General features: G+C 62.4%; 16 protein-coding genes. 5 read left to right on the top strand and 11 right to left on the bottom strand.

Translation table 11 applies throughout. The annotated features are described in order from the left end of the window. Positions 1–66: 66 nt before the first annotated feature. From ACAG21_RS23420 to ACAG21_RS23405, 4 genes are read right to left on the bottom strand one after another with little or no spacing between them, the layout of a single operon-like run. Complete coding sequence (locus ACAG21_RS23420) at positions 67–987, bottom strand: VOC family protein (protein WP_370498654.1); 921 nt, start codon at positions 985–987, stop codon at positions 67–69. Between the two features lie 37 nt (positions 988–1024). Continuing rightward, a complete protein-coding gene (locus ACAG21_RS23415; protein ID WP_370498653.1) occupies positions 1025–1885 on the bottom strand; it encodes a fumarylacetoacetate hydrolase family protein in 861 nt (286 codons plus the stop codon). A gap of 30 nt (positions 1886–1915) precedes the next feature. Continuing rightward, complete coding sequence (locus tag ACAG21_RS23410) at positions 1916–3130, bottom strand: acyl-CoA dehydrogenase family protein (RefSeq protein ID WP_370498652.1); 1215 nt, start codon at positions 3128–3130, stop codon at positions 1916–1918. A gap of 34 nt (positions 3131–3164) precedes the next feature. Continuing rightward, the gene (locus ACAG21_RS23405; protein WP_370498651.1) at positions 3165–3761 is read right to left on the bottom strand and encodes a flavin reductase family protein; all 597 of its coding nucleotides are present in this window, start codon (positions 3759–3761) and stop codon (positions 3165–3167) included. Between the two features lie 865 nt (positions 3762–4626). Here ACAG21_RS23405 and ACAG21_RS23400 point away from each other — a divergent pair. From ACAG21_RS23400 to ACAG21_RS23380, 5 genes are all read left to right on the top strand, one after another. Beyond that, a complete protein-coding gene (locus ACAG21_RS23400; RefSeq protein ID WP_370498650.1) occupies positions 4627–5379 on the top strand; it encodes a hypothetical protein in 753 nt (250 codons plus the stop codon). A gap of 2 nt (positions 5380–5381) precedes the next feature. Continuing rightward, a complete protein-coding gene (locus tag ACAG21_RS23395; protein WP_370498649.1) occupies positions 5382–5945 on the top strand; it encodes a hypothetical protein in 564 nt (187 codons plus the stop codon). A 165-nt stretch (positions 5946–6110) separates the two neighbouring features. After that, positions 6111–6860 carry a dienelactone hydrolase family protein gene (locus tag ACAG21_RS23390; RefSeq protein WP_370498648.1) on the top strand — a complete coding sequence of 250 codons (750 nt, stop codon included), beginning with the start codon at positions 6111–6113 and terminating at the stop codon, positions 6858–6860. Positions 6861–7039: 179 nt separating this feature from the next. Next, positions 7040–8179: a M24 family metallopeptidase gene (locus tag ACAG21_RS23385; RefSeq protein ID WP_370498647.1), complete on the top strand. Its 1140-nt coding sequence runs from the start codon at positions 7040–7042 to the stop codon at positions 8177–8179. 54 nt (positions 8180–8233) lie between these two features. Beyond that, on the top strand, positions 8234–9052 hold the full coding sequence (locus ACAG21_RS23380; RefSeq protein WP_370498646.1) for an IclR family transcriptional regulator: 819 nt from the start codon (positions 8234–8236) through the stop codon (positions 9050–9052). Between the two features lie 3 nt (positions 9053–9055). Here ACAG21_RS23380 and ACAG21_RS23375 read toward each other — a convergent pair whose 3' ends face one another. The 7 genes from ACAG21_RS23375 to ACAG21_RS23345 all read right to left on the bottom strand — a co-directional run bounded on the left by ACAG21_RS23375 (position 9056) and on the right by ACAG21_RS23345 (position 14377). Further along, positions 9056–9781: a class II aldolase/adducin family protein gene (locus tag ACAG21_RS23375; protein ID WP_370498645.1), complete on the bottom strand. Its 726-nt coding sequence runs from the start codon at positions 9779–9781 to the stop codon at positions 9056–9058. 9 nt (positions 9782–9790) lie between these two features. After that, complete coding sequence (locus ACAG21_RS23370; RefSeq protein ID WP_370498644.1) at positions 9791–11029, bottom strand: NAD(P)/FAD-dependent oxidoreductase; 1239 nt, start codon at positions 11027–11029, stop codon at positions 9791–9793. Beyond that, the gene (locus tag ACAG21_RS23365) at positions 11029–11223 is read right to left on the bottom strand and encodes a ferredoxin (RefSeq protein ID WP_370498643.1); all 195 of its coding nucleotides are present in this window, start codon (positions 11221–11223) and stop codon (positions 11029–11031) included. The genes ACAG21_RS23370 and ACAG21_RS23365 overlap by 1 nt, the downstream gene beginning before the upstream one ends. Before the next feature lie 17 nt (positions 11224–11240). Further along, entirely contained in the window at positions 11241–12050 is an 810-nt protein-coding gene (hcaB, locus tag ACAG21_RS23360) for a 3-(cis-5,6-dihydroxycyclohexa-1,3-dien-1-yl)propanoate dehydrogenase (protein WP_370498642.1), read from the bottom strand. Further along, a complete protein-coding gene (locus tag ACAG21_RS23355; RefSeq protein ID WP_370498732.1) occupies positions 12034–12288 on the bottom strand; it encodes a dihydrodiol dehydrogenase in 255 nt (84 codons plus the stop codon). Before ACAG21_RS23355 ends, hcaB begins: the two co-directional genes overlap by 17 nt. A 68-nt stretch (positions 12289–12356) precedes the next feature. After that, positions 12357–12932, bottom strand: coding sequence for a 3-phenylpropionate/cinnamic acid dioxygenase subunit beta (locus ACAG21_RS23350; protein ID WP_370498641.1), 576 nt, complete (start codon positions 12930–12932; stop codon positions 12357–12359). Beyond that, positions 12929–14377 (bottom strand): Rieske 2Fe-2S domain-containing protein, encoded by a 1449-nt coding sequence (locus tag ACAG21_RS23345; RefSeq protein ID WP_370498640.1) that lies wholly within the window; start codon positions 14375–14377, stop codon positions 12929–12931. Before ACAG21_RS23345 ends, ACAG21_RS23350 begins: the two co-directional genes overlap by 4 nt. Positions 14378–14404 lie beyond the last annotated feature (27 nt).

The raw sequence follows: 14404 nt of genomic DNA, 5'->3' as shown, positions 1-14404 counted from the left end.
GTGGTGAGCGTTTCCAACTCGCACGCCGACGTCAGGACCGTGAAAATAGCTGCAAAATTGCGACCATCACGGCGCGTGCACACCAGTCATCAGCGCAGCCAGATCTTCGGGAGCCAAGAACGACGGCGGTGGCGGTGGGCCCCAATTGAACAGACCGCGCGCACCTTCGAATGTCTCAGGAGTCCAAAGTTGGTCATCAACAATGCAATCCAGATCCGAGTAGTACTCACTGAAATTGCCGGCGGGGTCTTTCAGGTACCAGAAGAAATTCGATCCCGCGTGGTGACGGCCGAGTCCCCAGATATGGCGTGCCGGGTCGGCTTGCAGCATCGCCGTCGCACCCCGGCCCACCTCGTCGATGTCGTCGACCTGCCACGAGGTGTGGTGCAAAAAGCTCACTGGCGCCTGCAGAATCAGAACGTTGTGATGATCTGTCGAGCAGCGCAGGAACGCCCCAACGTCTTTAATCCGATCGCTTACCTTGAATCCGAGGCCCTCGATGAAGAAGCGTTGTGTGGCTTGGAAGTCGGTGGTTCCCAACACAGCATGACCTAGCTTGCGCGGTCGCACCGGCCCGCTGCGCATGACACCCGGCGCGCGTTGGCCGACCCGCTCGGCCCGCCCAGGCGTGTTCGGGACGGGAGCCAGAGTGGGCAGTTGAACAATGCGGCCCATGACACCGACAGTCGCGCGGACCCCAGTCACCGGTTCGACAGCACTGATCTGGCGTGGCTGCACATCGGCGCTGACCTCGATCCGCGCGAGGTTGCGTGCAATCTGGCCGATGTCGTCCTCGTCCTCGGCGCCGAATTCGATTTCGACTAAGCGTCGTGTTGGCGCGTACACGATACGCAGTTGCCGTCCACCGTCGCGCGTCGTGAACCAGCCGTCCGCGAACGGTTCCAATCCGAACTCGCAGTAGTAGGCCTGTGTTTCGGCCACGTTAGGGACCCCAATTGTGACGGTGGCGAACCGGTGTAGGGCCATGCGGTCTCCTGCGGGTGCGAGCGGTTTTGTTGTCGGATCAGACGGGCTCGGCAGCAACGAACTGTTGTCGCAGCTCTCCGATTCCACTGACGTAGCTGATCAATTCGTCGCCGGGGGCGATGAAGCGCGGCGGCGTTCGTCCCAAGCCCACCCCAGCGGGCGTGCCTGTGAACAACACGTCGCCAGGCAACAAGGGCAGTTTTTGCGACAGCCGCGAGATCAAGACCGGCACCGAGAAGACGAGGTCACTGGTGCGGCCCTTTTGCATCTGCTCCCCGTTGATGGAGCAGCCCAGCTCGAGGTCATCTGGGTTGTCGAATTCATCGGGGGTAACCAGCCACGGCCCCGTAGGACCGAAACCCGGCAATGATTTTCCCAAGCTGAATTGAGGCGAGGGACCACTTGTTTGCGTGATGCGTTCTGAAAGATCCTGTCCAACGGTCAGCCCCGCCACGTGCTCCCACGCCTGATTCGGCGGGATCCGATGGGCCAAACGGCTCATGATGATCACCAACTCCACCTCCCAGTCGGTATGCCCGCCGGGTGGCAGCTCGACCGTGGTGACCGGGCCGGTCAGGCACGACGACCATTTGGTGAACATCACCGTCGGTTCGTCGGGCACGTCGAAGTGCGATTCGGCAGCATGTGCGCGATAGTTCAGACCGATCGCGAAGACTTGCTTGGGTTCTGGTGCCGGTGCACCGAGCTCGCTAGCCGAAAACGGTGAAGCCGAAGCGAAGTCGGCGCCGCGGGCCCATGAGACGAACTCATCCCACTCGTTGTAAATCCGTTGAGGCGACGGGTCAAAGCGACCGTTGCTCGCTTCGTGCACATCGACGGAACCCGCTCCATCGGCACTGACCAGCGCGAGCCGACCACGTACATTTGCCACGCGCACGCGTGAGTCCTTTCGATTTGGCTGGTGGTTTCAGACCAGCGGGGTGATGGAGTCCTCTAGGCCCAGAAGCGCCTTCCCGTACACCTCGTAGGCAACCGTTGGCGACACCACCGCGTGCCGGGCGGCAGTAGCTGAATCGCGCCAGATCCGTTGGAGCGGATTGACGTCCGCGAACGCCCCCGCGCCGTGGGCGAACAATAGGATTTCAATAGCACGCGTGATCGTTTCTGCGATGTAGCCAGTGTCGGAACGAACTCGGGCGCGCGTCAGGAAATCTGGATACTCCCCGCGGGCGGCCGCCTCGTCTATGTCGCTGGCAGCGCGGTATGCGTGAAGCTGCGCCGTGTCGATGAGTCTCGCCGCCTCGGCAACCTGCAGCTGGAAGGCTACCGAATCCTGTTGGGCCTCATAAAATGTGTAGGAAATGGGCTTCTTTGCCGCCTTGCTCGTCACGTACTGCAGCGCGGCCCTGCCCATACCCAGCTGAGGACCGACGAGCACCAGCGCGACGACTGGGACGAAGGCTGACCGGTATAGCGCTTCCTTGTCGGTGTGTTCGGACGGGTACTCTCCACGAATCGCGTTAGGCACCCGCAAGATCCGATGCTCAGGCACCATTACATTCTCGGCGATCACCGCGTTGCTGCCCGTGGACTTCATGCCTGCGACAAACCACATGTCCTCCATCTGCAGCTGGGACCGAGGGATCAGCGCGAGGCCTTGATCGACAACCTGGCCCGTTTCGTCGGTGATCGGAATCCCCAGCACCGACCAATCCGAGTGCCATGACCCGGAGTTGTAATACCACTTTCCTGTGACTATCCAGCCGCCGTCGGTCTTGCGCGACTCGGCGGTGGGCGCTAACACGCCGGACACCTTGGCATCTGGATTGGCACCGAAAACTTCGTCCTGCGCTTGTGCGCAGAACAGGCTAGTCATCCAGTTACACACGTTGATTAGCGTGACGATCCACGCGGTTCCGCCATCGGCTTCGGCGACTGCGGCCGAAACGTCGAGCATCGTACGCATCGAGGTTTGGTATCCCCCGTAGCGCTTCGGGATCGTCAGCCGAAACAGTCCTGCCTCGGCCAGCGCTTTGATGCTGTCCTCTGCGACTCGACGATCCTGTTCGCCGACCACAGCGTTCTTCGACAGCAAAGGATGCAGTTCCTTGACCCGCGCTACCAGCTCGGCCGCGTCCGGTGTCGTGGTGCCGCCATCAAGCGATGGCTGGATGGTTGTCATCTCGTTTCACTCCTCGGTGTAAGGCATGCGGGATTCACCGAGTACACGCTGCGATGTGATCGGTGATGGGCTTGCGCGGCCGCTGTTGGAATTGGGAATGGGTGCCGAAGGTCCGGTGCCCGTAAATCAAAGGTGGTTGAGGTGACGATGCGGCATCGCGAACCAACCCGATGAGCAGCAGGTGATCACCGGCCTCCACCGCCTGATTGAGGTCACATGCCGCCCAACCAACCGCGCCTTCGATGCGCGGCAATCCGTCCGCCATCGACCAGCAGGCGTGGTGGAACCGGTCTACTCCCCTGCTGGCAAACACAACTGCAAGATCGTCTTGCGCCCTGCCGAGCACATTCACGCCGAAGCGCTTACTACCGAGGATTCGCGCGAGCAAGGTGGATTTGCGATCTAGAGCGATCGAAACCAGTGGCGGCCTAAGCGATACCGAAGCCAACGAACTTACCGTTGCGCCGTGTGGCCCATCGTGGTCCGCTGTCGTCACGAGCGAAACAGGCGCGCACACCCCCGCCATCAAGTCACGAAAGTGTTGATCCAAAACCACAGCGGCCTTCCCACCGAATTCACCATGCTGAATTGCTTTCCCTGCAGTCTGCGAGGCAGGACGGCCACCTGTCAATAGATTCGAGGTTATTCATCATGCTGGTTTCCGAAGCTGCTTGAGGCTTGCTTCTCGCGAGCTTTCGATCAGCCCCCTACGGACAACCCGTTCGGCTGGCTGCGCAGCAGGGGAACCCGGTGGCGTATCGCGGGAGCCGACCCGCGCCAACGGCGTTGCCACCGCGACGTCTACCGGCCGGCAGGAGCCCCTCGCGGGCGGCGCGTCAACACTCTCGCGAGGAAGGATGAACCGCCGGACATTGTCAACCGTTGAGATGGGCGCCACTCCAGGGCGATACAAGCGTCAACACTTGGCGCAGTAGCTGGATCGAATGCTGCGTTCCCTTGTCGCGCAGAATATTTCGCTTCAGTTCAAAGCGCCCTCCCCACGCCACCGTCACGCGATTCCGTGTTACCCGCATGGGGGCGATGACAGGCTGGGCCACTTCGCCCGATGGGAAGGAGCCCCGCTGCGGCAGACTCCCGCGGCAGGTCGCATCTCCAACAACGAAAGAGCGCATGGGACGTCCAAACCCTGAACCATGGGTCCCGAGGCAGTCCGGTAAAACACGACGCTCGCGGTGAAAGCGGGTTTCTTGCCGGCAACCCCATCCATCGGCGTCCCTCACCCCCACCCGCGTTCCCGTAGCAACCGGGGTTCTCTGCCCTACAGAAAGGTGCTGCGGTCATATTCTTGACAGCTGCAGTGGTGTGTCACACACTGTATTCGCCATGGTGAATTTCGTCATAGGTCATAGCCAGCACGCCGGCGGTGTCCCGACCCCGCTGCACTGGCACAGCTCACGGGCGCTCTACCTAACTCGGGCGCCACGGACTTTCCTCGGCGCGCCGCCCTGGGACTGCACCGCATGAAGGAGAAAAACGTGACTCACACCAGCCACAGCGTGGAGCCGGCAGATCAGCAGGCGCACCGCATCCCGCCTCCGTCGGGACATCGTGAGGCGTTGAAAGTCAACGTGTTCGAATTCATGGCCGGCGCCGCGTGTCAGCTCCTGCCGTTGTTCCCCTACCACGACGCGGGAGCAATCGTGCCGTGTGGCGCGGTATTCACCGGCGACGCCGACGACAGCGATTTCGGTCATTTCTTTCACTACAACACCGTGCAGGAAGTCGCGGTGACTTTCGGCGCCCACAACGGGATGCTGCAGAGCGGACAAATCTTTGTCACCCAGCCGATGCACGGGGTGAACTCATTCCTCCGCGACCCGGCCGACCCCGAGGCGTTCATCCTGATGACGATCACACAGCACCAGTCCGAGGAGGGCGATCAACGCGAGGCGATCCTGTTCCGCTGTCAGAAATGCCACCAAGAGCTGCTACGCCACGACTACAACGCCACCCCTAAAGGCGCCGAAGGCTACGACCCATCACAGTGGGGCGGCTCTGTCGATGACGAACTGCCGCCGTTCATGACCTTGTGGGGCACCAATAAGGCCGCGGTCGACTACGACGACGAATCCGTGCGTACCTGCTCTAAGTGCGGTCACACGAATCCCCGCCACCCGCACCACAAGTCGGGTTTTCATCGTTATCTGAGCCAAGTCCGCTCAGCGGAGGCGGCGAAACGAGCATTGCGTGCGGCCGCACGACCGATGGCCGAAAGCCAGGAGGCCTGATCATGGACAGGCGCAGGATGTTGCACACGTTCAAAACCGCACCCGAGGTCGGCAACTACGAGGAAGTGCCGGTGTTGCCCACCGCAGTCGACCCGCAGCTCTACATGTCACGCAATACGGTGGCGCAGCCGTTTTACCTGATCTGCGGGAAGGACACCGTCGTGGCGCAGATGTCCGGATCCGCCGACGTGTATCTCAAAGACTCCACTGTCAGTCGCTTCCACATGGACGTGGGCGACCATGTCTACGTGCCAGCCGGGACGCCGCACCGGATCGTGCCGTCCGAGGAAGGCGTTCAACTGCGATACCGGGCACGTTCTGCGGGGCTCGAAGGAGTCGCATGGTACTGCCCGGGGTGCGACCGTGAGCTGCACCGTGTCGAGTGGGACACCGCTGAAACTGTTTCGCAGCAAGCTTATTACGACGCGTGCCGCGCGTTCAACGACGATCAGGCGCTGCGTCTGTGTACTGATTGCGGCGCCCAGCACCCGCGCCTCGACCTTGAACCGTTTGACTCCTGGCAGCCGCTGGCCGAGCAGTTACGCGAGGAGTTGCTCGCCACGTAAGTGGTGCCCACCGGCGACGGTGGCACTAACGACCCGAAGACGTAAAGCCGGCGATCACTGCGCCGAGACCTCGATGCGGCTAGCTATGACAGTGCCGTCGGCGCTTGCCGTGCTCTAACCGCTCCACCTGAAGCGGTCTCATCGAAGAAAGGAACCCTGCATCACATGACTGCAACAACCGCCGGCGACCTCAGCGCCGACTGGACGACCGTGAGCACCCCCGACGGCCCGATGCGCGTCTACCGAGCGCACCCGCCAGCTAGTCAGGCCGTTAATCCCGCGGCGGCAGTCATCGTGCTGCAGGAAGCCTTCGGCGTTAACGACCACATCCAAGACGTCACTCGGCGGCTGGCCGCGCAAGGTTACCTGGCGGTCGCCCCTGACTTGTTTCACCGCTCAGGCAAGGAGACGGTCGAATACACGGACTTCGAGACAGCTATGGGACTCATCGGGGAGTTGGGACCCGAGCAGATCAATGCCGACGTCGCAGCGGTCCTGGCTCAATTAGCCAACGATGGGATCCACGCCGACAGGACGGCGATCGTCGGATTCTGCTTTGGCGGCCGGGCGGCGTTCACCGCGGCTACCGCATTCCCGGTCGCGGCGACGGTGGTCTTCTATGGGCCGGGCATCGCGAGCGGACCTCACGCGGTGGTGGACCGGGCCGACCAGATCAAAGGCTCGGTTTTGATGTTCGTCGGCGATGCCGACCCGCACGTTCCCGAAGACGATCGGCTCGCCATCGAGTCGGCGGCTCGCAAGTCCGGCGTCGACTTGCGCTCGGTTGTCGTCGGCGGTGCGGGTCACGCGTTCCATTGCGATGCGCGACCGGACGCCTATGTGGCCGACGCCGCCCAACAAGCATGGCGCGACACCACCGGGTTCCTGAGCGAGACGCTCTCGCCGCAATCGTGACCGAACCGGGGTCGGATTCCACTCCCCCCTCAATAGTTTTGGCGGGCTCGCATCCGAAGGAGCAATCAATGCAGGGAATTCGCGGCGTCCAGGGGATCCTCGGCATTCCGCCGCCGATCAGGGAGCCGATGTTCAGCAGGAATGAGCGGGACCGGCGATGGGCTCGTTTGCGGGAGCTGATGGCGCAGGAGGGCGTTGAGCTTCTCATCGTGCTGCCACAGTGGATCAATTCCGATGCGCTCTACGTTGCCGACACCGAAGGCGTGACGCTCTTACCGCTATCTGGAGATCCAGTCTTGATCCTCGGTGGCGAGTCAAGTAACTACGCCGTCGAGGTGCCACACTGGATCGACGACCGAGTCAGCGCGACCGAACTCGGTTCTACGGCCGTGGAGTACGGTCGGGTGATCGCGGAAATGCTGAGAAAGCGGAATCTTGTGGGTCGCCGAACGGCCATCGCCGGGCTTCGCGGCGGCGAGTTCTCCTCGGTCCGCCAACCTGACGGCTACGTCGCCTATACAACGGTTAAGCACATCGCCGAAGCGGTTGGTGCGGAACATATCGTGGACGGCACCGGAATCGTAGGTAAAGCCAGATACGTCAAGGGTGCCGAGGAGATCGACCGGATCGCCGCGACTGCTCGTATCGGCGAGGCGTCTCTGGATGCCATGTCCGCCACCGCCGCTGCCGGTATTCCCCAAGCCGAGGTCTACGGGCAAATGCTGCTGGCCCAAGTGAGAGCCGGAGCCGACGAACTGCATGTCGCCTGGTGCCCCGGCCGATGGGGTGACAGGCGGCATCGGTACGTCACGACTCCCCCGGGTGTGCTGGAGCCGGGTTTGTACGTCTCGACCGAGTTGATGCCCGAAATCCGGGGATATCAAGGGCAAGTGGCACAACCAATGGTGATCGGAGAGCCTAGCGCCGCGGCTCGAGAAGTCTTCGAGCGAAACGCTGCTGCCTTCGACGCCGGACTTGCCGCGATGCGACCGGGCAGGCGATGGGGCGACGTATTCGAAGCCGTACGAACGGCGGTCGGACGCGTTGATGGTGAATTGTTCACATTGCTCCATGGCCGCGGGCTAGGCAACGACGGACCGCTGGTGATACCCACTGGTGCAGACGAATCCGGCATCGCCGAGCAGCCCATCCTCGCGAATACAACGTTCATATTGAAACCGTTCCTGAAGCTCCCGGAGGCCCCAAAGGCGTTCGCCCGCACTCACGATGTGACATGGGGGGACACGGTCGTCGTCACCGACGACGGTGGCCGGCGGTTGGGTACACGCCGTCGCCAGCTGACCGTGATCGAGGAATGAACATTGCCGCGGACCGTCGACCAAAACCGTCATCCGGCGGGTACCTTCTCTGTTATGCAGAAAGCTGGACAGCGCCGGCACATCTTGGAGTCTGCTACCGAAGACGCTCTACTGCCGCAGTATCCGGTCGAATCGGTTGATAAGGCGTTGAAACTCATTCTGCTCTTGGCAGAACGGCCGGAGGTTCGGCTGAGCGAGGCAACCCGGTATCTGGATGTCGCTTCCTCAACCGCCCACAGGCTGCTCGCGATGTTGCAGTATCGCGGCTTCGTTCGCCAAGACCCCGCGACGAAGGCCTATCACGCCGGTCCGGCAATAACCAGCGTCGCATTCGCGGTTCTTGGCCGCATAGACCTCCAGGGAACGGCGACGCCGATCATGCGTCGTCTCAGTGAACGCCTACGCGAGTCAGTACATATGGGCTTGCTCGAGGGTTCCTCCGTTCGTTTCGTCGCCGCGGTGGAGGGGCCGACGGCCGTGCGCGTCGCATCCCGAATCGGCTTGATCATGCCGGCGCACTGCACTTCGACGGGCAAGGCGATGCTCGCCCAACTCTCCGACGCGGAGATCGAACGACTATATCCGGACAACGAGCTAGAGCGAATCACCGGCAAATCCATCGGCACCCGGATCGAACTACTCAAGGAGCTCAACCGAATTCGACGACGGGGTTATGCGGTGAATCGCGAAGAGAGCGAGGAAGGCGTTGCGTCAGTTGCAGTACCGATCCGCACCCGCGCGCCTGGTCTGCGACTGGCCCTCAACGCCGCCGCGCCGGAAAGCCGTCTCAAGGCATCCCAGTACTCCATGGTCGCTGCCGGTCTGGTGGAGGCCGCCAAGCTGATCGGCGACCACCTTAGTGACTCATCGTGACCCTCAACGGGTCCCGATACGTGCGATCTCGTGCCGCCACGCCGCGTCGGCAGTGAAACTCGGGCCCAGGTCCGGCAGGTCAGCCCAATCCGCGTCGTCGATGTCTCGCAGCGTGCCCCCCGCGGAGAGTATGCGCAATGACATGCGAGCCAGTTCGTCAAGGCTGATGGATTGCAGCACGGCCTGCTGTACCGTCGCTGCGGCACTGACGATTCCGTGTCCGCGGCAGATCACCAACGCCCGGTCACCCATCGCGGCTACCATTTCTTTACCCAGCGCGGCACTGCGAATCAGTACGGCTCGTTCATAGACCGGTACGCCACCACGTGCCAACCACGCGCCTGGAATGTCGTAAGCGCCGTAGATCGGCCGGATGGTGATTCCGGCGAGATCGGCGGCGACAACGGCCGGCGGATGCAGGTGCGCCACCGCGCGATGCTGCGGGGCAGCCAGCAAGGTTTCGGCATGGATCGGAAACTCGTTGGGAACCCGATAACCATCGAGTTCTCCTGCGGCACCTGCTGTTCCGTCGAAACGCACAAGCCGGATATCGGCCGGACGGGTGTACGCGACACCATCGTCGCTATCGCTGCGGCAACGTAGCAGCAGGCATTCGTCGTCAACCCGCAGACTGATGTGACCGAGGATTCCGTCGACCAATCCGCGAGCAGCCGCGATCCGGCATGCCGCGGCCACCAATGAGCGTTGCTCTTCCAACCCGTATGTCACGTTGTGCTCCTATGCATTGATATGTCGCGGCCCTGCAAGCTGCTCGAGCGCTTCTTTTAGCACTGCATAAGGTGTTTTCTGTGCGAGTGCCTTGCGCCCAGCGATGAGCGCCCGCGGCCAGTTGACGACAACCACGCCGCTCAATGTGCGGCCGTCTGGGCTATACAGTCCAGCGAATCGGCCAGTATCGGGGTCCTCGCCGATCACCTCCACGAGGCAATCTTGCGTGCTACCGGCTTGGCCGACGATCCTGACTTTCCAATCGTATTGATCGCTCCACACGTATTCGACCGGCGCGCAGGCTATGAGCGCGCCCGGTTGTGCGATGTTGTGCCCCACGATGGCGGCCTGCTCGACCGCGTTGGTCCAGTGCTCCACGCGGGTGAGGCGGTCGTGACGCGGGTTCTGCCAACGGCAAACATCGCCAACTGCAAACACATTCGTCGTGTTCGGCACACGGAGGTATTTGTCGCAAACAACACCGTCGTCGATGTGCAGACCGGAAGAGATCAGCCAGTCATCGTTCGGAACGGCGCCAATTCCGACGACGACGTAATCGGCGTCGAGAACACCGCCGTTGGTGAGCGCCACACGGAACCCTCCGCGCCGCCCGGTGATCCCCTCCACCCCGGCACCGAACAGCGTGCCGACCCCGTTACGTTCGTGCAGGCGGATGAACCGCTCGCCCACCTGTTGGCCGAGCGCGCGCTCCATCGGCACCGCGCTGGGATCGACTATGGTGACAGAATTGCCCAATGACCGTGCAGTGGCTGCTATTTCGGCGCCGATGAAACCGCCGCCGACAATCACCAGCCGACCACCTCGGGTGAGATCCGCGCGCAGCCGCCGCGAGTCCTCGAACGTGCGCACGACATGCACGCCGTCGGGTTGACCCCACGGCGACGGCCGCGCTCGCGCCCCCGTTGCGATGACCAGATGGTCGTACCCGACGCACTCGCCGTTGTCGAGTTCGATCTCGTCGCGCGACAGATGCAAATGAACGGCTCGGCTGCCAAGCCGGACCTCGACGTCCAGTTCGGCAGCTTGCCGATGGCTCAGCAGTGCGATATCGGTGAGCCCTGCCGTGCCGGCGAGGAAAGACTTTGACAGGGGCGGTTTGTCGTAGGGCGGCACCGCTTCATCACCGACGAGAAGGATTCGGCCGTGGTAGTTCGCGGCTCGCAGCGCCTGCGCCGTCCGTACCCCGCCGATCGATGCTCCGACAATGACCGCTGTCGGGCGGCTCATCAATCGTCAACCCGCAGAGCCGAAACGGGGCAGCTGCGTGCCGCTTCCTCCACTCGGGCACGGTCGGATTCCGCCACGTCGGCCGTCAGTAAGATCACCAGACCCTCGTCGTCGATGTCGAAGTACTCGCCGGCGGCAGCTACGCAATTGGCGTAGCCCTGACACGCACGCAGATCGGCTTTGACGGTTGGCACGGTGGCTGCCTCCTTCGCTAACTCGATGGCACGGGTCTCGTTGCTCCCATGCCGGACCCGCCGTCGGGGTGGGTCGTAGTACCCGTGATCCCGCGCGACCGGTCAGACGCCAGGAATACGAAGCTCCAAGCATGGTCTTCTCCGGACAACGCCACGTTCAACGGCGTCCGCGCCGCGAGATCGCCGGAGCGCCCTGGCGTGTCGTCAAGTCGTTTGTCGCCCAACGACAAACTCTCTAGACCCCGAAGATCGGTATTCAAGGTGCCGCCGGGCGCTACCCCGTTCACTCGGATGTGCGGTGCCAGTTCGTACGCCAGCGTCGTTACCAGACCACGCACCGCGAACTTCGAGGCCACGTAGAGCACTCCTCCGCGGCCCGGGTAGAACGACGAAGCCGACTCGGTGAGCACGATCGACGAGCCGGTCTGCGCTCGTAACGCAGGGACCGCGGCCTTCACCGAGTGCAAAAGGCTCAGCACGTTGGTGTGGAACATCTCGTCGAACGCTGCGCTCAAGTCATCGGCGTCGATGTCACCTATCCCCTTGTAGAAGTCGAAGATTCCAACGCAATTGACGAGGGTGTCCAACCCGCCGAAGCTCTCGACCGCAACGGCGACCGCGTCGTCGTTGGCCGCGCGCGATCTTGCATCGCCCTCAACCACCGCGACGTCCGGCAATTCACCCCGAAGCCTTTCGCATTTCGCGTCGTCGCGTTCCAGCACGGCAACCCGAGCGCCTTCGGCGCGAAAGGCGTCAACGACCGCCCGACCGATACCGGAACCGGCGCCCACGACCAGGGCCCGCTTGCCGTCAAGCCATCCGGTCATCGCGGGCTTTCTCGTCGTCCGGGAAAAGCGGCGCAAACATGTTGCCTACCATCGCCGCAAGAGTCCTAGGGTTCTGCCACGTCAACGCCTCGACCTCGAGCGCATCGAGCGTGATCCACTGCCCGGACTTAGGTGATGTGATAAGCAGACGCGATCCATTCCTTGTGTCAACTCGGCGCAGCACGACGTCGGCGAATTCGTTTGCCACAGTGAGAGGCTCACCGACGGCGCCTTCCAACAGTGCAGCCAGCTCCTGCGCCCGGCCGGCGGCCTGCTCGCCTTGTCCTTCGCCTTGTCGCCCAGGGCTCACAGGAACACCGCCAGGTTCTGCATTCGGATCACCGACTCGTCGATCAACACGATGCGCCGAGCCAACGTCCACCGCTCCTGGTCGAAGCGCAACAGGTCTTCGCGACCGCAGGAAACCAACGCTGACTCGTTCACGTCGCCGCGGCTGCGGAACAACAGTTCGGCGGATTCGACGACGAGATGGTCGCGGTCTTCGGTGGCGAACGTGCGGACGTTAGTGATGTAGTGACGCAGCCGTGACGGCGGATCCTCGGTCCAGGCATGCTCGGTGAGGAACCGCGCCACCCGTCGGCTCAAAGAATATTTGTCCTCATCAAAATGGGCCATGCCCGGCGAGGTGTCGAAGCCCGCACCAAGTGCGGTCGTCACGCGAACCGGCATCAGGTAGTGGATGTCGTCAGTGAGCAGGTCGAGCCATTCGTCGTACCGCTGGGCGTCGAGCAGGTAGGCCTCGTCGACGAGGAACTGATGCGCTTGTAGGTGCCGTTCGTCATTGAACGGCAACGGCTTTCCCACTCGTCGTTGGCGCGGAGCGTGATCGCCGAGGACCGCCTGTTCGGAATGGGTCGTCATCGATGCGCTCCCGTAACCACAGCCGTCGAGCGCTTTGTCTGCCTCAGCGGCGTGAGGCCGTCCGGGTTGTGAGTACCGATGTCGGTTCGGGGGCGGGTCGGCCCCGCAGGCGACTCGAGATGATCGGCCCACATATTCAGCAGCTCGCGCTGGTTCGACTCGTTGTAGCCAACGCGGGCCACACCCGGCCCGTGAAACCGGCTCGGGGGTAAGGGCTCGACGACCGGGGTGCCATCGGCCAACAAGCCCATCCGACTGTTCAGCAGTAGTCGGCGCGCCATCGAACCGCCGGCCGTGTTGGTGAGCGAGACCCAATTCTCCACGTCGTCCTGCTCGAACATGCCGGTCGATCCGAAACACATGAGATATGCCTTGTAAGAGTTCTTCTTGAATTGCTCGGGCGCGGCCGAATCGACCGCGAACCACGAATAAACCTCCGTCTCGTGCTCATCGATCGGCTGCCACATGCGAATCGAGATGAAAGGCAAGACATCGCAACCCGTTTGGCTGCCCTCTTCCACCTTGGGCCAGTTGTGCACAAGGCTCAGGTTCGGAAAGCACGACGCGGCCGAGATCATGAAGCCGTCCTCCCCCACCACTTGCTGCTGTTCGGTCGTCCAGACTTCCTTGATGCGGCCGATCATGTCGTCGGTGTAGCCGACATAACGCATTCGTTCGTCAAACGTGCCCGGGGGCAGCTTGTATGTCGTTCCGCCGCCCCGGTGAGCCCAATAGGTCGCGCCATCCTTGCGCTTTTCGGCCTTGGGTTCGCGGAACAAACCGATCTCCACCACGGACGCGTGCGTCTGCGGTGTGTGGTACATGTCCCCGGCGAAGTTCTCCACGCCGATCTTCCAGTTCGCCTTGATTCGCCACCGTTGTGGCCCGCGGACTTCGAGTCCGCCGTTGCTTTGCCTCGTGTAGAAGTCAAGGTAGAACTTGAAGTCACCAAGGTAGTCCTCGAGCGGCTCCACGTCCGCGTCCAAACTGATGAAGATCAGGCCGTTGTAGCTCGCCAAATTCGGTGCGGGCAGCAGGGTTTGGCCCTTCTTTTTAAACCCCGCTTCCCCGCCATAGGCATCTTTGTGAAACGGCAAGCCAATGATGCGACCATCGTTGCGATAGGACCAGCCGTGATAGGGGCAGCGGAAGTTCGATGCGTTGCCCATCTCGGCGCGGCATACCTGCATTCCGCGGTGTAGGCACATGTTGAACATTGCCCGAATCTCACCCGCGGAGTCGCGGGCGATAATGAACGAGTCATTCAGGACCCGCCGCACGACATAGTCGCCATCCTGCGGTATCTCGGACTCGTGTGCCACGAAGATCCAGGCGCGGTTGAAGATCCGTTCTTTCTCGAGTTCGAAGATCTCCGCGTCGTTGTAGATGTGCGCGGGAATCATCCCGCGACGAACATCTTCGAGGACCCGTCGCTGATCAGCCATGTCAGCAAGAATGCTTCCTCTACGGAG

It is taken from the genome of Mycobacterium sp. pR1184, assembly GCF_041287235.1.
Classification (GTDB): Bacteria; Actinomycetota; Actinomycetes; order Mycobacteriales; family Mycobacteriaceae; genus Mycobacterium.
This window is presented reverse-complemented; position numbering and strand designations above follow the sequence as displayed.